A 23,878-nucleotide genomic window follows, 5' to 3' on the forward strand; every position below is an offset into this window, starting at 1 on the left:
GGGGTGCTAGACTAAAAATAGTGGTCAGCGCCCCGGCCCTTTGGGAAAAACTGGAACCCCACCTAGAATACCTTCCCCCGGAGGACCGGGCGAAGGTGAGGGAGGCATACCTTTTTGCCGAAGCGGCCCACCGGGGGCAGGTGCGCAAAAGCGGGGAGCCCTACATCACCCACCCCGTGGCGGTGGCGGAGATCTTAGCCTCCTTGCGCATGGACGCCGACACCGTGGCGGCGGGGCTCCTCCACGACACCCTGGAGGACTGCGGCGTGGCCCCGGAGGAACTGGAGAGGCGCTTTGGTCCTGCGGTGCGCCGCATCGTGGAGGGGGAAACCAAGGTCAGCAAGCTCTACAAGCTGGCCAACCTCGAGGGGGAGGAGAAGCGGGCCGAGGACCTCCGCCAGATGTTCATCGCCATGGCGGAGGACGTGCGCATCATCATCGTGAAGCTGGCGGACCGCCTGCACAACCTGCGCACCCTGGAGTTCATGCCCCCCGAAAAGCAAAAGCGCATCGCCCAGGAAACCCTGGAGATCTACGCCCCCCTGGCCCACCGCCTGGGAATGGGGCAACTGAAGTGGGAGCTGGAGGACCTCTCCTTCCGCTACCTCCACCCCGAGGCCTACCAGTCCCTCCTTTCCCGCATCCAGGAAACCCAAGAGGCCCGGGAACGCCTGGTCAAAAAGGCCATGGCCGCCCTCGAGGAGGCCCTAAGGCAGGACGAGCTCCTCCAGGCCCAGCTTCAGGGCTTTGAGGTCACGGGCCGGCCCAAGCACCTCTACTCCATCTGGAAGAAGATGGAGCGGGAGAAGAAGGCCCTGGAGCAGATCTACGACCTCCTGGCGGTGCGGGTCATCCTGGACCCCAGGCCGAGCCCCACGGAGGAGGGCCGGGCCCTAAGGGAGAAGCAGGTCTGCTACCACGTCCTGGGTCTGGTCCACGCCCTCTGGCAGCCCATCCCGGGCCGGGTCAAGGACTACATCGCCGTGCCCAAGCCCAACGGCTACCAAAGCCTCCACACCACGGTCATCGCCCTAGAGGGCCTTCCTCTGGAGGTGCAGATCCGCACCCGGGAGATGCACCGCATCGCCGAGTACGGGATCGCCGCCCACTGGCTCTATAAGGAGGGCCTCACCGACCCCGAGGAGATCAAGCGCCGGGTTTCCTGGCTTAAGAGCATCCAGGAGTGGCAACAGGAGTTCAGCAGCTCCCGGGAGTTCGTGGAGGCGGTAACCCGCGACCTCCTGGGGGGCCGGGTCTTCGTCTTCACCCCCAAGGGGCGGATCATCAACCTGCCCAAGGGCGCCACCCCGGTGGACTTCGCCTACCACATCCACACCGAGGTGGGGCACCACATGGTGGGGGCCAAGGTCAACGGGCGCATCGTTCCCCTCTCCTACGAGCTCCAGAACGGGGAGATCGTGGAGATCCTCACCGCCAAAAACGCCCACCCCTCCAAGGGCTGGCTGGAGTTCGCCAAGACCCGGAGCGCCAAAAGCAAGATCCGGCAGTACTTCCGCACCCAGGAGCGCCAGGAAACCCTGGAAAGGGGCCAGGGCCTCCTGGAGCGCTACCTGAAGCGCAAAGGCCTCCCCAAGCCCACCGATAGCCAGCTGGAGGAAGCGGCCAAACGCCTGGGCCTCCCCCCTTCCCCGGAGGAGCTCTACCTGGCCCTGGCCCTAAACCGCCTCACCCCCAAGCAGGTGGCGGAGAAGCTCTACCCCCAGGCCCTCCTCAAGCCGGAAAAGCCAAAGCCCACCCCCAAGAACGAGTGGGGCATCCGCTTGGAACAGGACCTCCAGGCCCCCATCCGCCTGGCCTCCTGTTGCGAGCCCATGAAGGGGGACGCCATTTTGGGCTTCATCACCCGGGGGCGGGGGGTTACGGTCCACCGGGCGGACTGCCCCAACCTAAGGCGGATCCTCCAGGGGCCGGAGGCGGACCGGGTCATCGGGGCCTATTGGGAAGGGGTGGGGGGGAAGGTGGCCACCCTCGAGGTCCTGGCCCAGGACCGGGCGGGCCTCCTGAGGGACGTGATGCAGGTGGTGGCGGAAGCGGGGAAAAGCGCCTTGGGCTCGGAAACCCGCATCCTAGGGCCCATCGCCCGCATAAGGCTCCGCCTCACCGTGCAGGACGGGGAGCGGGAAGCCCTGGCCCAGGCCATCCGGAGCGTAAAGAGCGTCCAGGAGGTGCGGTGGGTCTAGAGGAGCTTCACCCAGACCTCCCTCACCCTCGGCCCGTCAAACTCCGCCAGGAAGACCTGCTGCCAGCGCCCCAGGCGAAGCCTGCCCCCTTCGGCCACCAGGAGGAGGTGCACCCCGGTGAGGAGGCTTTTCAGGTGGGCGTGGGTGTTGCCCTCCCCATGCCGGTCCTTGGGGTGGAAGCGGGGGGCAAGCTCGTCCAAGCGGGCGAGGAGGTCGTGGGCCACATCGGGGTCGGCCCCTTCCTGGACCAAGAGGCCGCAGGTGGTGTGGGGCACAAAGAGGTAGACGAGGCCCGTGTGCCCCTCCAAGGCCGCCTCCACGAGCCCCGTGATGTTCACCAGCCCCTCTTCGGGCGTGCGCACGCTTAGCTTCCGCATAAGGCCAGGATACCTAGCCCAAGCGGGTCACCCGCAGGAAAAAGCGTTTTTCCACGGGGAAAGCATGGTCCAAGCCGCCAAACTCCGCCTCAGCCCAGGCCTTGAGCTTGGGCAACACCCTGGCGTGCACCGCCTCGGGCACGGCCTGGGTAAAGGAGTAAAGCCGCTCCTCCAGGGCCTCCAAGGCCTCCCGCACCGTGCGCTCCTCCCGCCAGGCCACCACCTGCCGGGCCTTGGGCTTAAGGCCCAGGCGCTTCAGGGCCTCCTCCACCTCAGCGAGGCGCCTCTGGTGGAGGCCCCTTTCCACCCGCACGCCCTCCTCTGCCACCAAGGCCCGCCAGCGCTCCTGGAGGGCATAGTCCGCTTCCGCCTCCACCTGGTCCCAGCCCTCCAAAAGCGCTCCCCCCGGCTTCAGCACCCTTAGGGCCTCCGCCAAGGCCTTCGGCCAGTCGGGGAGGAGGTGCCAAAGGTGGACCACGATGACCCCGTGAACGCTCTCCTCGGGTAGGGGGATGGCCCGGGCGTCCGCCTCCAAGAGGCGCACCTTGCGCATCACCCCCGCCGCCTTCTGGCGGAAGACCTCCAGCATGGCGGGGTTCACGTCCAGGGCGATATAGGGAAAGCCCCGGGCGATGAGGGGCAGGGCGATGCGCCCCGTGCCCACGCCGAGCTCCAGAAGCACGGGCTCCTCCCCCCGGCCGGAGACCGCATGGGCGATGGCGGTGGCGATGCGGCCCGCCACCTCGGGCGGGTAGGCCCTAAGGCGGTCGTAGGCGTAGGCCACCCGGGTAAGGGCGCTGGACATGTCCCCCTTTATTGTACGGGGTATACTTCGGCCCATGAAGGGGCTCATCCTGGCCGCCGGGCGGGGCACGAGGCTCCGCCCCCTCACCCACACCCGCCCGAAACCCGTGATCCGGGTGGCGGGCCGGCCCATCATCCACTACGCCGTGGAGAACCTACGGGAAGCGGGCATAGAGGAGATCGGGGTGGTGGTCTCCCCGGAAACGGAAAAGGACATCCGCGAGGCCCTCACGGGCTACGGGGTGCGCTACGTCCTCCAAGAGGAGCCCCAGGGCCTGGCCCACGCCGTGGCCGTGGCCCGGGACTTCCTGGGGGACAGCCCCTTCGTCCTTTACCTGGGGGATAACCTCTTCCAAAAGGGCATCCGCCCCTTCGTGGCGGCCTTCCGGGAAGGGGTGAGCGCCGTCATCGCCCTGGTGCGGGTGGAGGACCCGAGGCAGTTCGGGGTGGCGGTGCTAAGGGGAAACCGCGTCGTGAGGCTTTTGGAAAAGCCCCAAGAGCCCCCTTCGGACCTGGCCGTGGCCGGGGTCTACGTCTTCACCCCCGAGGTCTTGGAGGTTATCCAGGACCTCAAGCCCTCCGCCCGGGGGGAGTACGAGATCACGGACGCCATCCAAGGCCTCATTGACCGGGGCAGGGAGGTGGTGGGGGTGGAGGTTTTGGGCTGGTGGAAGGACACGGGCCGCCCCAAGGACCTCCTGGACGCCAACCGCCTCCTCCTAGAGGAGCTTTCCCCGAGGGTGGAGGGCGAGGTGGAGGCGAGCGAGCTCACGGGCCGGGTGGTGGTGGAGAAGGGGGCCAAGGTGGTCCGGAGCACCGTCATCGGCCCCGCCTTCATCGGGGAAGGGGCAGTGGTGGAGGGGGCCTACGTGGGGCCCTTCACCTCCTTGGGACCGGGGGCTAGGGTGGTGCGCTCGGAGGTGGAGTATTCCATCCTCGAGGACCACGCCGCCCTGGAAGACGTGGCCCTGCGCCTCCAGGAGAGCATCCTAGGGGTAGGGGCCAAGGTGCAAAGCCGCAACGGGCTTCCCCGGGCCCACCGCCTGATCCTCGGGGACCTCTCCCAGGTGGAACTGGCCTAGATGCCGGCGCTCCTTTCCCTCCTCACGGAGGAGTTCCAAAGCGGCGAGGCCCTGGCCCGGCGCCTCGGGGTGAGCCGGGCCGCCATCTCCAAGGAGGCCAAGCGCCTCCAGGAAGAGGGCTTCCCCGTGGAGGTTTCCCGCCAAGGCTACCGCATCCTTCCCGGCACCCCCCTCCCTCACCTCTTCCGCCCCCCGGGGAGGCTGGGGAAGCCCTACCGCTACCTGGGCCGGGTGGGGAGCACCCAGGACGTCCTCCGAGCCTGGGCCGAGGCGGGGGCCCCCGAGGGAGCCTTGGTCCTGGCGGAAGTCCAGGAGCGGGGCCGGGGAAGGCGGGGAAGGAGGTGGGAAAGCCGCCCTGGGGCGAGCCTCACCTTCTCCCTCCTCCTAAGGCCCCGCCTCCCCCTCTCTGCCCTAGGCCTCCTCCCCCTTCTTGCGGGCCTCGCCCTCGTTGAGGCGGTGGGGGTGGGGGGGCTCAAGTGGCCCAACGACCTCCTGAGCCCGGACGGCCGCAAGCTCGCCGGGGTGCTCCTCGAGGCCAAGGCGGAAGGGGAGGAGGTGGCCCATGCCCTCCTGGGCGTGGGGGTGAACGTGGCCTGGGCCCCGGAGGGGGCGGCCTTTTTGCAGGCGTTCACCCCCCTTTCCCGGCGGGAGGTGCTGGAGAGGTTCTTGGCCCGCCTCGAGGCCCTCCTCCCCCTTTTGGAAGACCCAGAAGCCTTCCTCCCCCGCTACGCCCGGGCCTCCTACACCCTGGGCCGCCGGGTGCGGGTGGAAACCCCCAAGGGCCCCGTGGAAGGCGTGGCCGAGGCCGTCCTCCCCGACGGGAGCCTCCTCGTGGGGGGAGTACGGGTGGGGGCGGGGGAGGTGGCCCTCCTGGGGATTGAGTAAGGCGCGCTTAGATTTTCCTCACCCTTTGTGCTAGGATTAGGGCAGGTATGTTCGCCCGCATCTTCACCAAGGAAGAGGCGGACGCCCTCCTGCCGGAGATCCGCCGGGTCCTGGCCCAGATGCGCAAGGCCCGGGCGGAGCTCAAGGAGGTGCAAGACCGGCTTCCCGAGGCCCGGGGGCTCGCCCGCAGGGCCCTGGAGGAGGAGGCCCGCTTCCTCCTGGGCTCCTTGGAGGCGGACGCCCGCTACCTGGCCTCCTTGGGGGTCCTCCTCAAGGACCTGGACCGGGGCCTGGTGGACTTCCCCGCCCGGGTAGGGGGGGAGGTGGTCTTCCTCTGCTGGCAAGAAGGGGAGCCCGAGGTGGCCCACTACCACCCCCTTTCCGGGGGCTTCGCCGAGCGGCGGCCCCTGGAAGGGGCCCCTAGCCTTCTTCCCCCGGAGGCCCGCCCCGGCGAAAGGCGTCCAGGCGCCTGAGGTCCTCCCGGACGAGGTCGTCCCGCCCCGCCAGGGACTCCAGGTGGTGGCGGAGCTCGTGCAGAAGGGTTTCCCACACCTCCCTCTCCCAGTCAAACCCGGGCCCCGCCACCGCCCTGAACGAGCCGTAGTAGAGGGCGATGTGCCGCCCCAGGCCCTCAAAGCCCCCCAGGGCGCTAGGGGGGCCTGGGTCCAGGTACTCCCCAAGCCGCCACACCCCGGGAAGCCCGGATTCGGGCTTGGCCTCGGGGAGGACGTGCACCCCCTGTAGCCCCCGCTTGAACTCGGGCGGGATCTCCTCCCAAAGCCTCTCCACAAGCCGCACGAAGGCCTCGTAGGTCATGGCCGGTGGTAGGGGTGGCCCGCCCTCAGGGTGAGGACCCTATAAAGCTGCTCCATCAGGACCAAAAGGGCGAGCTCGTGCTGGAGGGTAAGGGGGGAAAGGGATAGGAGGAGGTCCCCCGCCTTGCGCACCGCCTCGCTATGCCCCTCGGCCCCGCCCAGAAGGAAGGCCACCCTTTCCCCTTCCCAACCCTGCAAAAGCCTTAGGAAGCCCTCCGTGGTGAGGAGCTTCCCCTTCTCGTCCAGAACCACCTTGCGGTGCCCCTCCGCCTTGGCGAGAAGGTCCTCCTCGCCCTTGACGAAGAGGACCTCGAGGGGGGCATACCGGCCAATCCGCTTAGCGTACTCCTCCACCCCAAGCCGGGCATAGGCGAGCCTGGGCTTGCCCACCGCCACCACCCGCAAGCGCACACCCCCATCCTACCGGGGTATACTTGGGGCGAAGGGAAAGTGGGGCCAAGCCCACCCCCGAAAAGGAGGCCCAAGCCCTTACCCAGGGCGGGCTTCCCGGCGCCACAAGCGCCCAAAAGGAGGGTGCCATGGTAAAGGAAACCCGCAGGTTTCAGCCCTTCACCCAAGAGCCCATAAGGCTTTTGGGGGAGAAGGGGGAATGGCTAGGGGAGTTTCCCCTAGACCTCGGCGAGGAAAAGCTCCGCCGGCTCTACCGGGACATGCTGGCGGCGAGGATGCTGGACGAGCGGTACACCATCCTCATCCGCACGGGCAAGACCAGCTTCATCGCCCCCGCCGCCGGCCACGAGGCGGCCCAGGTGGCCATCGCCCACGCCATCCGCCCCGGCTTTGACTGGGTCTTCCCCTACTACCGCGACCACGGCCTGGCCCTGGCCCTGGGCATCCCCCTAAGGGAGCTCTTCGGCCAGATGCTCGCCACCCAGGCTGACCCCAACAAGGGCCGCCAGATGCCCGAGCACCCGGGCTCCAAGGCCCTCCACTACTTCACCGTGGCGAGCCCCATCGCCTCCCACGTGCCCCCCGCCGTGGGAGCCGCCATCAGCATGAAGCTCCTGGGGACGGGCCAGGTGGCCGTCTGCACCTTTGGGGATGGGGCCACCAGCGAGGGGGACTGGTACGCCGGCATCAACTTCGCCGCCGTGCAGGGGGCGCCCGCCGTCTTCATCGCCGAGAACAACTTCTACGCCATCAGCGTGGACTACGCCCGCCAGACCCATAGCCCCACCCTGGCGGAAAAAGCCCACGCCTTCGGCATCCCCGGCTACCTGGTGGACGGGATGGACGTCCTCGCCAGCTACTACGTGGTGAAAGAGGCGGTGGAGCGGGCCCGCCTGGGGGAAGGCCCAAGCCTTGTGGAGCTTCGGGTCTATCGCTATGGCCCCCACTCCTCCGCCGACGACGATAGCCGCTACCGGCCCAAGGAAGAGGTGGAGGCCTGGCGGAAGCGGGACCCCATCCTGCGCTTCCAGCGCTTCCTCGAGGCCCAAGGCCTTTGGAACCTGGCGTGGGAGGAGGACCTGAGGGCAGAGATCCGCGCCGAGCTGGAGCGGGGCCTCAAGGAGGCGGAAGAGGCCGGCCCCGTGCCCCCCGAGTGGATGTTTGACGACGTCTACGCCGAAAAGCCCTGGCACCTCCTGCGCCAGGAAGCCCTCCTCAAGGAAGAGCTCTAGGAGGCGGCATGGCCCTCATGACCATGGTACAGGCCCTGAACCGGGCCCTGGACGAGGAAATGGCCAAGGACCCCCGGGTGGTGGTCCTGGGGGAGGACGTGGGGAAAAGGGGCGGGGTCTTTTTGGTCACGGAAGGGCTTTTGCAGAAATACGGCCCCGACCGGGTCATGGACACCCCCCTTTCCGAGGCGGCCATCGTGGGAGCCGCCTTGGGTATGGCCGCCCACGGCCTAAGGCCCGTGGCGGAGATCCAGTTCGCCGACTACATCTTCCCCGGCTTTGACCAGCTGGTGAGCCAGGTGGCCAAGCTCCGCTACCGCTCCGGGGGGCAGTTCACCGCTCCCCTGGTGATCCGCATGCCCTCTGGGGGCGGGGTGAAGGGCGGGCACCACCACTCCCAAAGCCCCGAGGCCCACTTCGTCCACACCGCCGGGCTCAAGGTGGTGGCCGTCTCCACCCCCTATGACGCCAAGGGCCTCCTCAAGGCCGCCATCCGCGACGAGGACCCCGTGGTCTTCCTGGAACCCAAGCGCCTCTACCGCTCGGTGAAGGAAGAGGTGCCCGAGGAGGACTACGTCCTCCCCTTGGGCAAAGCGGCCTTAAGGCGGGAGGGCAAGGACCTCACCCTCATCGGCTACGGCACGGTGATGCCCGAGGTGCTCCAGGCTGCGGAAGAGCTCGCCAAGGTGGGCGTTTCCGCCGATGTCCTGGACCTCCGTAGCCTCATGCCCTGGGACTACGAGGCGGTGATGGGCTCCGTGGCCAAGACGGGGCGGGTGGTCCTTGTTTCCGACGCGCCCAGGCACGCCAGCTTCGTGAGCGAGGTGGCCGCCACCATCGCCGAGGACATCCTGGACATGCTCCTCGCCCCTCCCATCCGGGTCACGGGGTTTGACACCCCTTACCCCTACGCCCAGGACAAGCTCTATCTGCCCACCGTCACCCGCATCCTCAACGCCGCCAAGCGGGCGCTAGACTACTGAGGAGACCTATGCCCAAAGAAATCCTTATGCCCGAACTGGCCGAAAGCGTGGTGGAAGGGGAGATCCTGAAGTGGCTGGTGGAGGAAGGGGACTACCTCAAGAAGGACCAGCCCTTCGTGGAGGTGATGACGGACAAGGTCACCGTGGAGCTCCCTTCCCCCTACGAGGGGGTCCTCCTGAAGAAGCTCGCCAAGGAGGGAGAGGTGGTGAAGGTCCACGCCCCCATCGCCCTCATCGCCGAGCCCGGGGAGGGGACGGCCAAGGAACCCCCTCCGGTGCAGGCGGCGGAGGAACGCTCCATCGTGGAGCCGGGCCTTCCCCCCAAGGAGGAGAAGGAGGACCTCTCCCTCTTCAAGCCGGACACCACCCAGGTGGCGGTGAAAAACCCTTTCCTTGAAAGCCAAAGGGAGGAAGCCCCCACCCCAGGCCCAAGGGGCCGGGTCCTGGCGGTGCCCGCCGCCCGGAAGCTTGCCCGGGAGCTGGGCATCCCCATTGAGGAGGTGCCGGGCTCGGGGCCCTTGGGCCGGGTGCGGGTGGAGGACGTGCGGGCCTACGCCGAAAGGCGCAAGGCCCCTGCCCCAGCCCCCCAGGAAGCGGCCCCCGGGGAAGCCCCTTCCCCCACCCCCTTCCCCCCACCCCCCCGCTACACCCCGCCCAAGGGCTACGAGCACCTGGAAGAGCGCGTGCCCCTTAGGGGGGTGCGCCGGGCCATCGCCCAGGGGCTATGGCAGAGCCACCTCTATACCGTGCGCACCCTGAACGTGGACGAGGCGGACCTCACGGAGCTGGTGGCCCTCCGGGAACGGCTTAAGCCCGAGGCGGAAGCCCAGGGGGTCAAGCTCACCTACCTCCCCTTCATCGTCAAGGCGGTGGTCCGGGCCCTGAAGAAATACCCCATGCTCAACGCCAGCCTGGACGAGGAGCGGCAGGAAATCGTCTACAAGCGCTACTACCACATCGGCCTGGCGGTGGCCACGGAGAGGGGGCTTATCGTCCCCGTGGTGCGGGACGCCGACCGGAAGAGCGTCCTGGAGCTGGCCCAGGAGATCGCCGAGCTTTCCGCCAAGGCCCGGGAAGGGCGCCTAAACCCGGAGGAGGTTACGGGCTCATGTTTTACCATCACCAACATCGGCTCCGTGGGGGCCACCTTAAGCTTCCCCATCATCCACCTGCCCGATGCCGCCATCCTGGGGGTGCACTCCATCCGCAAGCGGCCCTGGGTCATGCCGGACGGCTCCATCCAGGCGCGGGACATCATGTTCCTCTCCCTCTCCTTTGACCACCGCCTGGTGGACGGGGCCGAGGCGGCCCTCTTCACCCGGGAGGTGATCCGGCTTTTGGAAAACCCCGACCTCCTCCTTCTGGAAATGTAGGATAGCGCCATGAAGACCTACGACCTCATCGTCATCGGCACGGGCCCTGGGGGCTACCACGCCGCCATCCGGGGAGCGCAGCTAGGGCTAAAGGTTTTGGCGGTGGAGGCCGCCGAGGTGGGGGGGGTGTGCCTGAACGTGGGTTGCATCCCCACCAAAGCCCTCCTCCACGCCGCCGAAACCCTGCACCACCTAAAGGTAGGGGAGGGGTTCGGCCTAAGGGCCGCCCCCGAGCTGGACCTCAAGAAGCTTGGGGCCTGGCGGGAAAGCGTGGTGAAGAAGCTCACCGGCGGGGTGGCAAGCCTCCTCAAGGGGAACAAGGTGGAGCTGGTGCGGGGCTTCGCCCGCCTCGCGGGACCCAAGGAGATAGAGGTCAACGGCGAGCGCTACGGCGCCCAAAGCCTCATCCTGGCCACGGGGAGCGAGCCCGCAAGCCTCCCCGGTTTTCCCTTTGGGGAAGACGTCTGGGACTCCACCCGGGCCCTACGGGTGGAGGAGGGTATCCCTGGGCGCCTCCTCGTCATCGGGGGCGGGGCGGTGGGGCTGGAGCTCGGCCAGGTCTACCACCGCCTGGGGGCCCAGGTGACCCTCATTGAGTACATGCCGGAAATCCTCCCCGCCGGCGACCCGGAAACGGCCGCCCTCCTCCGCCGGGCCCTGGAGAAGGAGGGCCTAAGGGTGCGCACCGGCACCAAGGCCGTGGGCTACGAGAAGAAAAAGGATGGCCTCCACGTCCTCCTGGAGCCCGCCCAAGGGGGCAAGCAGGAGGAGGTGGTGGTGGACAAGATCCTGGTGGCCGTGGGGCGCAAGCCCCGCACGGAGGGCCTGGGCCTGGAAAGGGCGGGCGTGGCCCTGGACGCCAAGGGCTTCGTCAAGGTGAACGCCCGGATGGAAACCACCGTACCCGGGGTCTACGCCATCGGGGACGTGGCCCGCCCTCCCCTCCTCGCCCACAAGGCCATGAAGGAGGGCCTGGTGGCGGCGGAAAACGCCGCCGGCAAGGACACCGCCTTTGACTACCAGATCCCCAGCGTGGTCTACACCTCCCCCGAGTGGGCGGGCGTGGGCCTCACGGAGGAGGAGGCCAAACGGGCAGGCTACAGGGTGAAGGTGGGGAAGTTCCCCTTTTCCGCCAGCGGCCGGGCCCTCACCCTGGGAACCCAGGAGGGCCTCATCAAGGTGGTGGGGGACGAGGAAACAGACCTCCTCCTAGGGGTCTTCCTCGTGGGCCCCCAGGCGGGGGAGCTCATCGCCGAGGCCACCTTGGCCCTGGAGATGGCGGCCACGGTCTCCGACCTGGCCCTCACCGTGCACGCCCACCCCACGCTCTCGGAAGGGCTCATGGAGGCGGCGGAGGCCTTCCACAAACGGGCCATCCACATCCTGAACCGCTAGGGCCCCCTAGCGGATCTCCACCCCGGCCCAGCGTTCCAAAAGCTTCAGGGCCTCCACGTGGTCGGCCTCGGGGGAAAGCTCCCGCTTGGCCATCTCGTAGAGCTCCCGGGTGAGGCGAAGGAGGGGGCTTGGGTCCTTAGCCCCCTCCAGCACCCCCATGGCGATGCCCAGGTCCTTCACCAAAAGCCCGAGGGCGAAGGTCTTGGGAAAAGCCCGGGTGAGAACCCTTTGCGGGATGAGGTTTTCCGTGGCGTTGGAGCGGCCGCTGGAGGCGTTGATGGCCTCGAGGGCCTTTTCCCCCGGCACCCCCTGCCGCACCAAGGCCAAAAGCCCCTCCCCCGCCGCCCAGAGGTTCACCGCCAGGAGGGCGTTGTTGATGGCCTTCACCGCATGCCCCGCCCCCACGGGCCCCACGTGCACCACCTTGCCGGCGTAGGCCAGGTAGGGCTTCACCCTTTCCACCGCCTCCGCTTCCCCGCCCATCATCACCGTGAGGGTGCCCTTTTCCGCCCCCACGGTGCCCCCGGAGACCGGGGCGTCCAGGTAGGTGACGCCCTTTTCCCCAAGCCTTTCCGCCAGGCGTCGGCTCGCCTCGGGCTCGCCGCTCGTGGCGTCTACCCAGTAGGTGCCGGGGCGGAGGTGGGGCAAGAGGGCCTCCGCCACCTCCGCCACCTCCTGGGTGGTGGGCAGGCAGGTGAAGACCACCTGGGCCTCCGCCACCCTTTCCAGGGGCACCGCCTCCGAACCGAACTCCGCCTGGTGCTTTAGGGCCTTCGCAAAGGTCCGGTTCCAGACCAGGGTGGGAAAGCGCTTGGCCAGATGCCCCGCCATGGGGTAGCCCATGGCCCCAAGCCCGATGAAGGCCACCTTCTCCATGCCCCTTTTTTACCAGAGCCTGAGGAGCTTGGCGAGGCCCCGGAGGAGGAGCAGGGAAAAGAGGCTAAAGGCCATGGCCACGCCCAGGAAGACGAAAAACCCCACCCCGAAGCTTCCCCCAAGGACCATCTGCCGAAGCCATAGCCCGCTGGGGAAGGCGAGGAGCCAGGTGAGGAGGAGGTTCCGCCAACTGGGCCTCCGGTAGGTCCCGAGGAAGGGGGCGAGGAGTAGCCAGACGAAGAGCACGGGGAGGACGTTGCGGGCAAGGCCCCCTAGGGTCACGGGCTGGCCGTGGGAAAGGAGGCCCAAGGCGGCGAAGAGCAGAAGGGCCAAGAGGTCCAGGAGGAAGAGGTACGGGGAAGGCTTTCCCGTGGCGGTCATGGCGGGATTTTACCGGGAGGTGGCCTCGAGGAAGACCCGGTCCGCCCGGTAGGAACTCCGCACCAAAGGCCCGGAGAAGACCTCCTTGAAGCCCAGCTCGTACCCCCAGGCCTCGTACTTCTTAAAGTCCTCCGGGGGCACGTAGCGCTCCACGGGCAGGTGGGCCGGGGTGGGCCTCAGGTACTGGCCCAGGGTGAGGATGTCCACCCCCGCCGCCCGGAGGTCGCGCATGGCCTCCAGGATCTCCTCCTCCCTTTCCCCCAGGCCCAGCATCAGGCTGGACTTGGTGAGGACCTCGGGCCTATACCGCTTGGCGTGGGCCAGCACCTTCAGGGTTTGCTCGTAGCCCGCCCGTGGGTCCCGCACCTTGGGGGTAAGGCGGCGCACCGTTTCCAGGTTCTGGGCGTAGACCTCAGGGCCCGCATCCAAAACCGTTTCCACCGCCTTCAGGTCCCCTTGGAAATCGGGGGTGAGGGCCTCCACCAGGACCCCAGGCGCCCTCTCCTTGATGGCCCGGATGGTGGCGGCAAAGTGGGAGGCCCCACCATCGGGCAGGTCGTCCCGGTCCACGCTGGTGAGGACCACGTAGCGGATGCCGAGCCGGGCGATGGCCTCCGCCACCCTTATGGGCTCCTCGGGGTCCACCAGGCCCCTGGGGTTCCCCGTGTGCACGGCGCAGAACTTGCAGGCCCGGGTGCAGATATCCCCCAGGATCATCACCGTGAGGGTGCCGTGGGTCCAGCACTCCCCCACGTTGGGGCATAGGGCCTCCTGGCACACGGTGTGAAGCCTCAGCTCCTCCACCGTGCGCTTCAGGGCTTGGTACTTGGCCCCCGTGGGCAAGGTGGCGCGAAGCCAAGCGGGCTTGTTCCGGTCCACGGGCTCGGGCCGGGCCTGGGCCAGGCCCCGCTTCACCACCTTGAGCTCCACCACCTCCCCCGAGGGGGCCAAAAGCTCCACCACCTCAAACTTCGGCTTCATGATGCGTTTTCCCCTCCCACCTGGGCGCCAAGCCGAACACCTCGGCGAAGGCCTCCACCACCTTAGCCTTGGCCTCCTCCATGGGGACCTTCCGGCCCAAAAGCCTTTCCAAGGAGGTGACCCCTTTGCCCTTCAGGCCGCACGGGATGATGACGCTAAAGTCATTGAGGTCCGTGGAGACGTTGAGGGCGAAGCCGTGGAAGCTCACCCCCTCCTTCACCGCCACCCCGATGGCGCAAAGCTTCTCCTCCCCCACCCAGACCCCGGCGTACCCGGGGGTGGGATAGGCCGCGATGCCGTAGGCCCGGGCCACCCGGACGATGGCCTCCTCAATCTGCCGCAGGAAGCGGCGCACCTCCCGCCCCACGGGGAAGATGGGGTAGCCCACCAGCTGCCCAGGGCCGTGGTAGGTCACGTCCCCGCCCCGCTCCACCCAGTAGAGGGCGAAGCCGTTTTCCCAGTACCACGCCTCGGGAAAGAGGAGGTTCTCCCCCGTGGCCTTGCGGCCCAGGGTGATGACCCGGGGGTGCTCCAGGAGGAGGAGGGTGGGGGGACGCTTGCCCTCCACCACCTCCCGGTGCACCGCCTTCTGGTAGGCCCAGGCCTCCCCATAGGGCACCAGGCCGAGGTCCTCCACCCAGAACTCCACGGCCTAAGGATACCCCTTCTCCCGCCCCTGGCCCAAGCGCTGGGCCACAAAGCCCTAGCCGAGAAACCGGGCGATGAGCCGGTCCCGCCAAGGGGCAGGAAGGAGCCTTAGGAGAAGGGTTTCCCGGATACGGGCGGGGTGGGCCACCAGGTAGCGGGCCTTGGGGTTTTCGCTTTCCAGGGCCTTAAGCACAGCCTCCGCTACCCGCTCGGGGGGAAGGCCCCTTCGGGCGTTCCGCTCCGCTAGCCTTCGGGCCACCTCCAGGTAGCGGCCATAGACCCCTTCCGTGCCCGGGGGAGGGGGTTCCAGGTAGGCCTCGGCCGCTTTCAGGGAGCGCTCCCAGATGGGGGTGGCCACGGAGCCGGGCTCTACGAGGGAAACCCGCACGCCAAAGGGGCGAAGCTCCACCCTGAGGGCGTCCGCCAGGGCCTCGAGGGCGAACTTGCTGGCGGCATAGGGCCCCATGAGGGGAAGGGCCACCAGGCCGGAGACCGAGCCCATGAGGACCACACGCCCACGGTTTGGGCGCAAAAGGGGCAGGAAGGCCTTCACCGTGGCGAAGGCCCCGAGGACGTTCACCTCCAAGGCCTGGCGAAAAGCGGCCAAGGGCACGAGCTCTAAGGGCCCCGCCACGGCGATGCCGGCGTTGGCCACGAGGCCATAGAGCCCCTTCCTCAGGGCCTCCTTGGCCCTTTCCAGGTCCTCCTCCCGGGTCACGTCCAGGAACAGGGGGGTGATGCCCTCCGCCCTTAGGGCCTCGGCGTCCTCCTCCCGGCGCACCCCGCCGTAGACCCGGAAGCCCCTTTGGGCGAGAAGCCGGGCCGTGGCCCGGCCGATGCCGCTTCCCGCCCCGGTAACGAGCACTTGCCTTTCCATTTGGACGGAGTATAATCCGGGCAAACCCATGTGGGGAAGAAGGGTGCAACAGGCCATCTACCTGCGGGGCTTCCTCGGGGAGAAACCGCCCTTGCCCTTGCGGCCCGAGGCCCTGGAGGAGGCGGCGAAAAGGCGCATGTCCCCCGAGGCCTTCGCCTACGTGGCGGGCGGGGCAGGCATGGAGGCCACCATGGAGCAAAACCGCCAAGCCTTCGCCCGGGTGGCCCTTTGGCCCAGGATGCTCCGGGGCGCCCCGCCCCCAGACCTCAGGCTTACCCTATGGGGAAGGCCCTGGGCTGCCCCTCTGTTCCTCGCCCCCATCGGCGTCCTGGAGCTCGCCCACCCGGAGGCGGAGCTCGCGGCGGCCCGGGCCGCCGCCCAAAGGGGTATCCCCTTCATGGTCTCCAACCAAGCCTCCCACCCCTTGGAGCGGGTGGTGGAAGCCGCCAAAGGGGTGAACCCCGAGGCCCTGGTCTTCTTCCAGCTCTACCACTCCACCGACCCCCGGGTGGTGGCAAGCTTCCTCCGCCGGGCGGAAAGGGCGGGGTGTGCCGGGGTAGTCCTCACCGTGGACACGGTGCAACTGGGATGGCGGCCCAGAGATTTGGAACTGGGCCACCTTCCCTTCCTCAAGGGACAAGGCCTCGCCATGTACCTCACGGACCCCGCCTTCCTCGCCGCCTTGGAGGAGCCCTTGGAAGGGCCTGCCCTACGCCCGAAGCCTACCCTGGCCCTTCTCCAAAACCTCCTCGCCCTCAGGCAAGCGGGGAAGCGCTTCGGCCTAAGCCTTCCCCAGATGCAGAAGGCGGTGCGCCGCTTCGTGGCCACCTACTCCTTCCCCGAGCTCTCCTGGGAGGAGGTGCGCCGGGTGCGGGAGGCCACCCCCTTGCCCCTCCTCCTCAAGGGCCTCCTCCACCCCGAGGACGTGACCCAGGCCGTGGCCCTGGGGGTGGACGGGGTCTACGTCTCCAACCACGGGGGAAGGCAGGTGGACGGAAGCCTAAGTGCCCTAGAAGCCCTCCCCTTAGCGGTGCAAGCCGCGGAAGGCAAGGTGCCCATCCTCATGGATAGCGGCGTCCGCACCGGGGCGGATGCGGTAAAGGCCCTGGCCCTGGGGGCCAAGGCGGTGGGGCTTGGGCGGCCCTACGTCTACGCCCTGGCCCTCAAGGGGGAAAAGGGGGTGGGCGCCCTTTTGGACCACTTCCTGGCCGAGCTGGAGCTCACCCTGGCCCTCATGGGGGTGGCCCGGCTGGAGGAGCTCGGCCCAGGGTGGATCCAACGCTAAAGGGCGGGGTTTCCCCCGCCCTGCGGCCTGCCGGGCTTAGCCCCTACTGGGCCACCACGCTCACCTTGAGTTGGATGGGCACCTCGGGGTGGGGCTTGTAGGTGAGGACGTACTCCCCCAGTTCCTTGATGGGCCTCTCCAGGGCGAGGCGCTTGGGGTCAATGGTGATGCCGTGCTGGCGGGAAAGGGCCTCGGCGATGTCCTTGGCGGTGACGGAGCCATAGATCTTGTTCTCCCCCGCCCGCACCGGGATGGTGAGGGTGAGGCTTTCCAGGATCTCCTTAAGCCGCTCCGCCTCCGCCTTGCGCTCCGCCAGGCGCTTGGCCTGGGCGCGGATCTTGGCCTCCAGGGCCTTCAGGTTGCTCTCCGTGGCCAAGACGGCGAGGCCCCTAGGCAGCAAATAGTTTCTGGCGTAGCCGGGCTTGACGTTTACCACCTGGCCCACATCGCCCAGGTTCTCCAGGGGTTCTAGCAGGATGACCTTCATGTCCACCCCCTACTTGCGCACCAGCTTCTCCGTGAAGGGAAGAAGCCCGAGAATCCTGGCCCGCTTGATGGTCTTGGCCAGGATCCGTTGCTCCTTGGCGCTAAGCCCCGTGCGGCGGCGGGGAAGGATCTTCCCCGTCTCCGACAGGAACCGCTTCAGCACCTCCACGTTCCGGTAGTCCTTCAGGTCAAACTCTCCCAGGGTGGCCTTCACCTTGGCCTTCCGGGAGGGGCGCCGCTGCGCCTCCTTCTTGGTGGGTTTAGCGTTTTTCGTGCTCAAAACGGCAAATCCTCCTCCGGCGGGAAGTCCTCGAGTCCCTCGTCAATGTCCACCCCACCCGTCTGGACCGGTTGGGGCCTGCTTCCGCCGGTCTGGGCAGGCCCACGGGTGGGCCGCTCCAAGCGGAGCGCCTCCACACGGGTCTGGAAGCGCCTTTCCCCGCTGGAGCTGGTCCAGGAGTCATTCACCAAACGGCCGATCACCAAAAGCCCGTCGCCCTTCCTCAGCTCCCCAGCCCACTCGGCCAGGTCGCGCCAGGCCTGAACCTCTATGAAGTGGGTTTTCTCCTCCCCGTGTTCGCCTCGGGAGGCAACCTCAGCCCCCCCTCCCCGGCGGCGCTCGTTCACCGCCAGGCCCAGCCGGGCTACCGCCGTTCCCTGGGGGGTGTAGCGGAGTTCGGGGTCCCGGGTGAGGTTGCCCATGAGGACCACCTGGTTCAGGGCGTGGCGGAGCCTGGGCTGGTTGCGGGCGTCCTCCTGGGTCTCCCGCCCGCGGGCGTCCAGGGGGTCAATGAAGTCGGCCCGCACTTGCACCTCGCTCCGCCTCTCCCCGTCCCGCTCCCACTGGCGGTACTCCAGCCGCCCCTCCACGAAGAGGAGCTGGCCCTTTTCCAAGACATCCCCCCACATCTCCGCTTGGCGGCCCAGAAGCCGCACCCGGTGATACCAGGGAACCTCCCGCTCCTGGCCCGACTCGTCCCAGAGGGTATCCTGTCCGGCCAGGTTGAGCTCCAAGATGGCGAGCCCCCCCGGGGTGTAGCGCATGTCCGGCCGGGAAGTGAGGGCACCAATGAGGAATACGCGGTTCAGGCCTCGTGCCATGCTCCAAGTTTACGCCTTGCTGAGGAGGGGCTCCTGGGTCTTCACCACCATGACCCGGCGCACGTTGTCGCGGATGCGGAGCTCCCGGGCCAGGTCGTTCACCCGGTCCTCGGGCATCTCCACCTGGTAGAAGAGAAAGTAGCCCTGGGGATCCTTGGCGATGGGGTAGGCCAGGCGCCGCACACCCCACTCTTCCACCTTCAGCACCTGGGCCCCGTAGGCCTCGAGGGCCTTCCCGATGATCTCCTTCTCCAGGGCGAGCTGGCTTTGCTCCAGGCTGGGGTTAAGGATGATGTTCACCTCGTACCTGCGCATCTTCACCTCCTCTCCGGGCCCGGCAGGCCGCACGAGGAAAGATTATACCCTTTCCCCTCCCCCAATAAAAGACCCAGGGGGCCCTTAGGCCCCCATCTGGCTCCGCGGGCAGGACTCGAACCTGCGACCAACCGGTTAACAGCCGGCCGCTCTACCAGCTGAGCTACCGCGGACCGACCGCAGGATGCACTATACCAAGAGGCGGGGAAGGCGTCAAGATGGCCCTTTAGCGCTTCCTCCGCTTCCGCTTCCCCGGTACGGGCTCGGGGGTCCTAAGCCCTTGGAGGTGGGCCTCGAGGGCCCGAAGCTCATCCCTAAGCCGCGCCGCCCGCTCAAAGTCCAAGGCCTCCGCCGCCTGCCACATGGCGAGTTCCAGCTCGGCGATGCGCTCCTTGAGGTCCTCTTCCGCCAACGAAGGCGCCAAGGGGGCTTCCTCGTACCCCTCCGGGCGGATCACCGCCCGCACCTCCTTCCGCACCGTCTCCGGCACGATGCCGTGCTCCCGGTTGTAGGCCTCCTGGAGGGCCCGCCGCCGATGGGTCTCGGCAATAGCCCTCGCCATGGCCTCGGACACCTGGTCGGCGTAAAGCCACACCTCCCCCCGGGCGTTCCGCGCCGCCCGGCCGATGGTCTGGATAAGGCTTCTTTCGCTCCTTAGGAAGCCCGTCTTGTCGGCGTCCAGGATGGCCACCAGGGAAACCTCGGGGATGTCCAGGCCTTCCCGCAACAGGTTGATGCCCACCAGGCAATCGTAGTGGCCTAGCCTAAGGTCCCGGATGAGGGCCTGGCGCTCAAAGGCGTCCAGCTCGTGGTGGAGGTAGCGGGCGCGGATGCCGTGCTCCACCAGAAAGCTCGTGAGTTCCTCCGCCATGCGCACGGTGAGCACCGTGACCAGGGTGCGCTCCCCCCGCTTCGCCCTTTCCCGGATCCCCTCCATGAGGTCCAGGATCTGGTTCTCCGTGGGCTTCACCACCACCAAGGGGTCCAAAAGCCCCGTGGGGCGGATGATCTGCTCCACCACGCGGCCCGAGTGGGCAAGCTCAAAGGGCCCCGGGGTGGCGGAGACGAAGACCACCTGGGACACCCGCTCCAAGAACTCCTCAAAGCGCAAGGGGCGGTTGTCCAGGGCGCTGGGCAGGCGGAAGCCGTAGTCCACCAGGGTTTTCTTGCGGGCGTAGTCCCCCCGGTACATGCCCTGGAGCTGGGGCACGGTCACATGGGACTCGTCCAGGAAGACCAGGAAGTCCTCGGGGAAGTAGTCCAGAAGGGTGTAAGGGGGCTCCCCCGGGGCCTTGCCCGTGAAGTAGCGGGCGTAGTTCTCCACCCCCGGGCAGGTGCCCATGACCCTGAGCATCTCCAGGTCGTAAAGGGTGCGCTCCTTGAGGCGCTGGGCGTAGAGGACCTCCCCCCGCTCCTCAAAGTAGCGGACCCGTTCCTCCAATTCCTTGCGGATCTCGGCCAGGATCTCCTCCATGCCCTCCGGGGAGAGGTAGTGGGTGGCGGGGAAAAGCACGAAGCCGGGAAGATCCCGAAGCCTTTCCCCGGTGACGGGGTGGACCTGGCTGATGCGCTCCACCTCGTCGCCCCATAGCTCCACCCGGATGGGCTCGGTGTCATAGGCGGGGAAGATCTCCAGGATCTCCCCCTTGGCCCGAAAGCGCCCGGGGGCAAGGTCTATATCGTTCCGCTGGTAGCCCAGCTCTAAGAGGCGCTCCAAGAGCGCCTCCCGCGGGTAGACCGCCCCCCGCTCCACCACCAGGTTCCGCGCCCGGTACTCCCTCGGGTCCCCCAGGCCGTAGATGGCGGAAACCGAGGCCACCACAATCACGTCCCGCCGGGTAAGGAGGCTTCGGGTGGTGGAGTGTCTGAGGCGCTCAATCTCGGGGTTGATGCTGGCGTCCTTCTCAATATAAAGGTCCCGGCCCGGCACGTAGGCCTCGGGCTGGTAGTAGTCGTAGTAGCTGATGAAGTACTCCACGGCGTTCTCCGGGAAAAGCTCCCGGAACTCGGCGGCGAGTTGCGCCGCCAGGATCTTGTTGGGAGCGAGGACCAAGGCGGGCCGGCCCAGGGCCTCAATGACCTTGGCCATGGTCACCGTCTTCCCCGTACCCGTGGCCCCGAGGAGGGTGAGGAAGCGCTCCCCATCCCTCAGGGCCTCCACCAGCTCCCGTATGGCCTTGGGCTGGTCCCCCTTGGGCTCGGGGCCCCGGTAGCGGAAGGTCATCCCTTTAGTTTAGGGCAAAAGGAAAACCCCCCGCCATGGGCGGGGGGCAAGGCTCAAGAAGCCTTTAGAACTTCACGGTGTAGCTCACGCGGAAGGCCTTGGCCACGGTGTCCACCGTGCCCCCGAAGGGGGAGTTGGCCTGGCCCTGGCGGAGGCGGAAGTAACCGCCCGCCACGGAAAGGTCGTAGTACTTGAGCTCGCCGTAGAGCCCCTCAATGGAACCAGAGTTGGTGCCGAAGGAGGCCGTGGGAGCACCGACGCTACCCGGGTTCGAGAAGAGGCGGTCACGGTCATAGGAGAAGGCGTTCTCACCGGCACCCACGGTGATCAGGTAGTTGGGCGCACCCGAGCCCTGAGCCACGTTCCAAGCCCCATAGATGGCCCCGGCCACGGTGAAGCTGAGGCCAGGGGCGAAGAGCTCGTTCAGGGTAAGCCCGGCCCGGCCGTACACCTCACCCGCCCGGGCCCCGCCACCGAAGCGGGTGGAGCGGTAAGCAGCGTCGGCGCTCAGGCTCGGCTTGAAGGGTAGGGCCAAGGGATCGGTGCTGAGACGCACCCCGGCCTTGAGGGCGTTGTAGTCCAGGTTGCCGCCACCGGTGCCGTCGTCAAAGTAGTGGAAGCGGAAGCCAGGCTGCGCCTTGACGGGGCCAAGCGCCAAGGGCTGAGCGAAGAAAGCCGCCACCTGGACATCGTTGTGGCTATTCACGGTGAAGCGGGTGTACTGGGCCACCACAGAAAGACCCTTGATCAGGGCGTCCTCGGCGTCGGCCTTGTGCTCTAAGCGGGCACCGACGCTGGAGGAGTAGCGCTGGGTGGCATTCCGCAGGTCGTAGCTCCCCCCAAAGTCCACCTGAGTACCACCCGTGCAGGTGAAGGCGGTGGGGCTATTGGCGTTGTCGCAAGCCCGGTTGAAGTAGCCCGTGAGGCTGAAGCCGCGGAAGAGGGAAACCTTGGCCGCAAGGCCGAAGGCGATGTCGTTGTTCGCCGAGTTGGCAGCGTCGTTGTAGCCCCGGGCGCTGTCCAGGTAAGCCTCCACCCCCACCGGGCCCACGCTGGCCTTGGCCTCCACGCCGAAGCCCCGGGTGTCGTAGCCGTAGGGGACCGTGGAGATATTCTTGTCGTAGTAGTCGGCGTCCTCGTTCTCGGACATGCTGGCCTGGCCGTCGGCGTACTCGGTGTCCACGGCCCGGTAGTTGGCGGAAAGGTTCACGGGACCCAGGTTCACCTCGGCCTGGCCATAGTAGGCCCAGCTAGAGCGGTTGCTGTCAAAGTAAGCGGTGAAGGGTTCGCCGGCAAGCAGGGTCTTGGAGCTCACCCAGAGCCCGGAGAGCTTGGCGGGGCCAAGCTCCAAGCTGGCATCGGCCCCAATGGCGGAGCGGATGCCCACGTTGAGGGCGTAGTTCAGGCCAAGGCTAGCGCCCTGGAGGGGCTTCACCACCGTGCGGATACCGAAGTAGTTGCCGTTAATGGCGGGAGCGACATCCTGCGGGCTGCCTGCCGGTATCCCAGCCACACCTCCCACCAAGGTGACTTCGGGGCTAAAGGGCAGGTTGGTGCCGGAGAAGGTGGCCACCACGCCCTGGCGGTAGTGGGCCACACCACCCTCAGCGTCGTTGGCTAAGAGGTAGTCGTTGAATTTGAACTTGCTAGCCACCCGGCTATAGGTCACGCTAAAGGGTTGGCCGTCCACTTGACCCTTAATCGCAACCCCGTCCAGGCGCACGGTGGGGGTGGAAACAAGGCTCGTGTCATACACACGAACCCCAAAGGTGGCCGAGGCCTCTGCCACCGCCACACCGCTAGCGGCAGGGGCGTTGTTCTTCACCCCCAAGGTAAGCGTGGCATCCCCCCGGAAGAGGTTACCGGCCCCCTCAGCCAACCCTACCCTGCTAGCAGCGTACGAAGCAGTATCTGTTTGCCCCGTAGAAAAGACGCTCCCAGGGAAGAGGCGGTCCCAGTCAAAGGCCGTGCTGCCTTGGGTGAAGTAACGGAGGCCCGCCGTGGCCGTGAGGCTACCCGAAATGGAGTACCGCACCTTGGAGAGCTCCGCCACCTGGGACTCCAGCTTGGACACCTTCTCGGAAAGCCCCACCAGGTCGGAGCGGAGGGCGGCGGCGAACTCCTGGACGGCGGCCACGTCCTCCTTGGAGGCGAACTGCTCCAGGTCAGGGAGCTCGGCCCCACCGGAAACCATCTTCTCCAAGGCGGTCACCCGGTCCTGGAGGGCCAGCACGTCCTGGTTGAGGAGGACGGCGAGCTCGTTCAGGGCCTGGATGGCCTGGGCGTTGGCCTCCACCTGGGTGCCGAGGGCGGAGAGGTCGCCCTTCACACCCTCCACGTCCTGGGCCAGGGCGTCCAGCTGCTCGGCAAGCTGCTGCGCCTGGGCGAGGGCGGTGTCGGCAGCGATGGAGGCAGCCTCCACCCGGTCAGCGAGGTCCTGGAGGGCGGCGGCGTCCATGCCGGGCTCGGAGGCCGGCTGGGCCTTGAGCTCCTCAATCAGGGCCTCGAGGCGGGCGATGTCCTCCTTGGTGGCGGCGCTGTCCTCCAGGGCGGAAACCCGAACGCCCAAGGCGGCGAGCTCAGCGGCGAGCTCCTGCACGGCATTCTTAAGGGCTTCCAGGTCCTCGGAGGACATGGCCTCCATGGTGGGGGACTCGCCCTTGGCCTTCAGCTCCTCCTCAATCTGCTGCAGGAGGCGGTAGATGATGAGGGCCGCCTGGTAGCGGGTAAGGGTCTCGTTCCCCCGGTAGGTGCCGTCGGGGAAGCCCACGATGATGCCCTTGGCCGCCAGGCTCTCCACCGCCTCCTTGGCCCAGTGCCCTGCGGGCACGTCGGAGAACTGGGCTAGACCGAAGCCCATGGAGAGCACGGTCAAGAGCCCTGCCAGAAGTACCACTAGCCTTTTCTTCATATTCCCGTACACCCCCTTCAGGGATTTTGGGGAAGACGGGACGGGCGAGTTGCCGCGTTTCCTCTCCGAACCGCCTTTCCCCTAAGATGCAGGGTTAGCCAGCACAAAGGCTTTTTTTCCCTGCATCCGCAGGTATCATAAAAGGCTCACACAGGCCGTGTCAAGCCCTAGCGCCTTTAGGCCTGCTATACTCCCCCGAGGGGGGTGGGAGCCTGGCCTGAAACGGCTCTTGGGA

24 protein-coding genes and 1 tRNA gene are annotated in these 23,878 nt (G+C 67.5%); 9 read left to right on the forward strand and 16 right to left on the reverse strand.

The genetic code is table 11. The features are described from left to right. Positions 1–20 precede the first annotated feature (20 nt). Positions 21–2,201 (forward strand): RelA/SpoT family protein, encoded by a 2,181-nt coding sequence (locus LXN00_RS08485; RefSeq protein WP_234507298.1) that lies wholly within the window; start codon positions 21–23, stop codon positions 2,199–2,201. On the opposite strand, the gene LXN00_RS08490 is transcribed toward LXN00_RS08485, so the two are convergent. Beyond that, complete coding sequence (locus tag LXN00_RS08490) at positions 2,198–2,578, reverse strand: secondary thiamine-phosphate synthase enzyme YjbQ (protein ID WP_234507300.1); 381 nt, start codon at positions 2,576–2,578, stop codon at positions 2,198–2,200. The two genes, LXN00_RS08485 and LXN00_RS08490, sit on opposite strands and share 4 nt — an antisense overlap. Before the next feature lie 13 nt (positions 2,579–2,591). Further along, a complete protein-coding gene (locus tag LXN00_RS08495; RefSeq protein WP_234507301.1) occupies positions 2,592–3,383 on the reverse strand; it encodes a class I SAM-dependent methyltransferase in 792 nt (263 codons plus the stop codon). Between the two features lie 34 nt (positions 3,384–3,417). Here LXN00_RS08495 and LXN00_RS08500 point away from each other — a divergent pair, with 34 nt between their 5' ends. Genes LXN00_RS08500 through LXN00_RS08510 form a run of 3 tightly spaced genes read left to right on the forward strand, consistent with a single transcriptional unit; the run spans position 3,418 to position 5,822 of the window. Then, a complete protein-coding gene (locus LXN00_RS08500; RefSeq protein ID WP_234507303.1) occupies positions 3,418–4,464 on the forward strand; it encodes a glucose-1-phosphate thymidylyltransferase in 1,047 nt (348 codons plus the stop codon). Further along, positions 4,465–5,349, forward strand: a complete 885-nt coding sequence (locus LXN00_RS08505; protein WP_234507305.1) for a biotin--[acetyl-CoA-carboxylase] ligase — start codon at positions 4,465–4,467, stop codon at positions 5,347–5,349. It begins immediately after the preceding gene. 47 nt (positions 5,350–5,396) lie between these two features. After that, positions 5,397–5,822, forward strand: a complete 426-nt coding sequence (locus LXN00_RS08510; protein ID WP_234507308.1) for a DUF2203 domain-containing protein — start codon at positions 5,397–5,399, stop codon at positions 5,820–5,822. Here LXN00_RS08510 and LXN00_RS08515 read toward each other — a convergent pair. Further along, positions 5,770–6,165, reverse strand: a complete 396-nt coding sequence (locus LXN00_RS08515; RefSeq protein WP_234507309.1) for a metallopeptidase family protein — start codon at positions 6,163–6,165, stop codon at positions 5,770–5,772. The genes LXN00_RS08510 and LXN00_RS08515 overlap by 53 nt on opposite strands. After that, positions 6,162–6,575, reverse strand: a complete 414-nt coding sequence (locus LXN00_RS08520; protein ID WP_071676845.1) for a 23S rRNA (pseudouridine(1915)-N(3))-methyltransferase RlmH — start codon at positions 6,573–6,575, stop codon at positions 6,162–6,164. Before LXN00_RS08520 ends, LXN00_RS08515 begins: the two co-directional genes overlap by 4 nt. A gap of 128 nt (positions 6,576–6,703) precedes the next feature. Here LXN00_RS08520 and LXN00_RS08525 point away from each other — a divergent pair, with 128 nt between their 5' ends. From LXN00_RS08525 to lpdA, 4 genes are read left to right on the forward strand one after another with little or no spacing between them, the layout of a single operon-like run. Further along, positions 6,704–7,807, forward strand: a complete 1,104-nt coding sequence (locus LXN00_RS08525; RefSeq protein WP_071677917.1) for a thiamine pyrophosphate-dependent dehydrogenase E1 component subunit alpha — start codon at positions 6,704–6,706, stop codon at positions 7,805–7,807. An 8-nt stretch (positions 7,808–7,815) separates the two neighbouring features. Further along, the gene (locus tag LXN00_RS08530; protein ID WP_234507311.1) at positions 7,816–8,790 is read left to right on the forward strand and encodes an alpha-ketoacid dehydrogenase subunit beta; all 975 of its coding nucleotides are present in this window, start codon (positions 7,816–7,818) and stop codon (positions 8,788–8,790) included. Positions 8,791–8,798: 8 nt separating this feature from the next. Beyond that, positions 8,799–10,163 carry a dihydrolipoamide acetyltransferase family protein gene (locus LXN00_RS08535; protein WP_234507313.1) on the forward strand — a complete coding sequence of 455 codons (1,365 nt, stop codon included), beginning with the start codon at positions 8,799–8,801 and terminating at the stop codon, positions 10,161–10,163. A 9-nt stretch (positions 10,164–10,172) separates the two neighbouring features. Further along, positions 10,173–11,558: a dihydrolipoyl dehydrogenase gene (gene lpdA, locus LXN00_RS08540; RefSeq protein WP_234507314.1), complete on the forward strand. Its 1,386-nt coding sequence runs from the start codon at positions 10,173–10,175 to the stop codon at positions 11,556–11,558. A 6-nt stretch (positions 11,559–11,564) separates the two neighbouring features. Here the strand turns inward: lpdA and LXN00_RS08545 are convergent, their stop codons facing one another. The 5 genes from LXN00_RS08545 to LXN00_RS08565 are packed head-to-tail and all read right to left on the reverse strand — an operon-like array spanning position 11,565 to position 15,321. Beyond that, complete coding sequence (locus LXN00_RS08545; RefSeq protein ID WP_234507315.1) at positions 11,565–12,434, reverse strand: NAD(P)-dependent oxidoreductase; 870 nt, start codon at positions 12,432–12,434, stop codon at positions 11,565–11,567. A 9-nt stretch (positions 12,435–12,443) separates the two neighbouring features. Beyond that, positions 12,444–12,815, reverse strand: a complete 372-nt coding sequence (locus LXN00_RS08550; protein WP_234507316.1) for a DUF3054 domain-containing protein — start codon at positions 12,813–12,815, stop codon at positions 12,444–12,446. A 9-nt stretch (positions 12,816–12,824) separates the two neighbouring features. Then, positions 12,825–13,796 (reverse strand): lipoyl synthase, encoded by a 972-nt coding sequence (gene lipA / locus LXN00_RS08555; protein ID WP_234507317.1) that lies wholly within the window; start codon positions 13,794–13,796, stop codon positions 12,825–12,827. Next, complete coding sequence (gene lipB, locus LXN00_RS08560; protein ID WP_234507319.1) at positions 13,780–14,445, reverse strand: lipoyl(octanoyl) transferase LipB; 666 nt, start codon at positions 14,443–14,445, stop codon at positions 13,780–13,782. The genes lipA and lipB overlap by 17 nt, the downstream gene beginning before the upstream one ends. Before the next feature lie 54 nt (positions 14,446–14,499). Then, positions 14,500–15,321: an SDR family oxidoreductase gene (locus LXN00_RS08565; protein WP_234507321.1), complete on the reverse strand. Its 822-nt coding sequence runs from the start codon at positions 15,319–15,321 to the stop codon at positions 14,500–14,502. 28 nt (positions 15,322–15,349) lie between these two features. Here LXN00_RS08565 and LXN00_RS08570 point away from each other — a divergent pair, with 28 nt between their 5' ends. After that, on the forward strand, positions 15,350–16,606 hold the full coding sequence (locus LXN00_RS08570; protein ID WP_234507323.1) for an alpha-hydroxy-acid oxidizing protein: 1,257 nt from the start codon (positions 15,350–15,352) through the stop codon (positions 16,604–16,606). Between the two features lie 43 nt (positions 16,607–16,649). On the opposite strand, the gene rplI is transcribed toward LXN00_RS08570, so the two are convergent. From rplI to LXN00_RS08605, 7 genes are all read right to left on the reverse strand, one after another. After that, positions 16,650–17,093, reverse strand: a complete 444-nt coding sequence (gene rplI / locus LXN00_RS08575; protein ID WP_234507325.1) for a 50S ribosomal protein L9 — start codon at positions 17,091–17,093, stop codon at positions 16,650–16,652. 9 nt (positions 17,094–17,102) lie between these two features. Further along, positions 17,103–17,372, reverse strand: coding sequence for a 30S ribosomal protein S18 (gene rpsR / locus LXN00_RS08580; RefSeq protein ID WP_039459511.1), 270 nt, complete (start codon positions 17,370–17,372; stop codon positions 17,103–17,105). Next, positions 17,369–18,193 carry a single-stranded DNA-binding protein gene (locus LXN00_RS08585; protein ID WP_234507327.1) on the reverse strand — a complete coding sequence of 275 codons (825 nt, stop codon included), beginning with the start codon at positions 18,191–18,193 and terminating at the stop codon, positions 17,369–17,371. The genes rpsR and LXN00_RS08585 overlap by 4 nt, the downstream gene beginning before the upstream one ends. A gap of 9 nt (positions 18,194–18,202) precedes the next feature. After that, a complete protein-coding gene (rpsF, locus tag LXN00_RS08590) occupies positions 18,203–18,508 on the reverse strand; it encodes a 30S ribosomal protein S6 (RefSeq protein ID WP_234507328.1) in 306 nt (101 codons plus the stop codon). A 97-nt stretch (positions 18,509–18,605) separates the two neighbouring features. Further along, a tRNA-Asn gene (locus LXN00_RS08595) sits at positions 18,606–18,681 on the reverse strand. A 53-nt stretch (positions 18,682–18,734) separates the two neighbouring features. Further along, entirely contained in the window at positions 18,735–20,732 is a 1,998-nt protein-coding gene (gene uvrB, locus LXN00_RS08600) for an excinuclease ABC subunit UvrB (protein ID WP_234507330.1), read from the reverse strand. Positions 20,733–20,796: 64 nt separating this feature from the next. Beyond that, positions 20,797–23,643, reverse strand: a complete 2,847-nt coding sequence (locus tag LXN00_RS08605; protein ID WP_234507332.1) for an S-layer homology domain-containing protein — start codon at positions 23,641–23,643, stop codon at positions 20,797–20,799. Positions 23,644–23,878 lie beyond the last annotated feature (235 nt).

This window comes from Thermus brockianus, from assembly GCF_021462505.1.
Classification (GTDB): Bacteria; Deinococcota; Deinococci; order Deinococcales; family Thermaceae; genus Thermus; species Thermus hydrothermalis.

Coding starts and splice junctions, on each gene's coding strand:
- LXN00_RS08490 (WP_234507300.1), bottom strand. CDS start 2,578: ATGCGGAAGCTAAGCGTGCGCACGCCCGAAGAGGGGCTGGTGAACATC.
- LXN00_RS08495 (WP_234507301.1), bottom strand. CDS start 3,383: ATGTCCAGCGCCCTTACCCGGGTGGCCTACGCCTACGACCGCCTTAGG.
- LXN00_RS08500 (WP_234507303.1), top strand. CDS start 3,418: ATGAAGGGGCTCATCCTGGCCGCCGGGCGGGGCACGAGGCTCCGCCCC.
- LXN00_RS08505 (WP_234507305.1), top strand. CDS start 4,465: ATGCCGGCGCTCCTTTCCCTCCTCACGGAGGAGTTCCAAAGCGGCGAG.
- LXN00_RS08510 (WP_234507308.1), top strand. CDS start 5,397: ATGTTCGCCCGCATCTTCACCAAGGAAGAGGCGGACGCCCTCCTGCCG.
- LXN00_RS08515 (WP_234507309.1), bottom strand. CDS start 6,165: ATGACCTACGAGGCCTTCGTGCGGCTTGTGGAGAGGCTTTGGGAGGAG.
- LXN00_RS08525 (WP_071677917.1), top strand. CDS start 6,704: ATGGTAAAGGAAACCCGCAGGTTTCAGCCCTTCACCCAAGAGCCCATA.
- LXN00_RS08530 (WP_234507311.1), top strand. CDS start 7,816: ATGGCCCTCATGACCATGGTACAGGCCCTGAACCGGGCCCTGGACGAG.
- LXN00_RS08535 (WP_234507313.1), top strand. CDS start 8,799: ATGCCCAAAGAAATCCTTATGCCCGAACTGGCCGAAAGCGTGGTGGAA.
- lpdA (WP_234507314.1), top strand. CDS start 10,173: ATGAAGACCTACGACCTCATCGTCATCGGCACGGGCCCTGGGGGCTAC.
- LXN00_RS08545 (WP_234507315.1), bottom strand. CDS start 12,434: ATGGAGAAGGTGGCCTTCATCGGGCTTGGGGCCATGGGCTACCCCATG.
- LXN00_RS08550 (WP_234507316.1), bottom strand. CDS start 12,815: ATGACCGCCACGGGAAAGCCTTCCCCGTACCTCTTCCTCCTGGACCTC.
- lipA (WP_234507317.1), bottom strand. CDS start 13,796: ATGAAGCCGAAGTTTGAGGTGGTGGAGCTTTTGGCCCCCTCGGGGGAG.
- LXN00_RS08565 (WP_234507321.1), bottom strand. CDS start 15,321: ATGGAAAGGCAAGTGCTCGTTACCGGGGCGGGAAGCGGCATCGGCCGG.
- LXN00_RS08570 (WP_234507323.1), top strand. CDS start 15,350: ATGTGGGGAAGAAGGGTGCAACAGGCCATCTACCTGCGGGGCTTCCTC.
- rplI (WP_234507325.1), bottom strand. CDS start 17,093: ATGAAGGTCATCCTGCTAGAACCCCTGGAGAACCTGGGCGATGTGGGC.
- LXN00_RS08585 (WP_234507327.1), bottom strand. CDS start 18,193: ATGGCACGAGGCCTGAACCGCGTATTCCTCATTGGTGCCCTCACTTCC.
- rpsF (WP_234507328.1), bottom strand. CDS start 18,508: ATGCGCAGGTACGAGGTGAACATCATCCTTAACCCCAGCCTGGAGCAA.
- uvrB (WP_234507330.1), bottom strand. CDS start 20,732: ATGACCTTCCGCTACCGGGGCCCCGAGCCCAAGGGGGACCAGCCCAAG.
- LXN00_RS08605 (WP_234507332.1), bottom strand. CDS start 23,643: ATGAAGAAAAGGCTAGTGGTACTTCTGGCAGGGCTCTTGACCGTGCTC.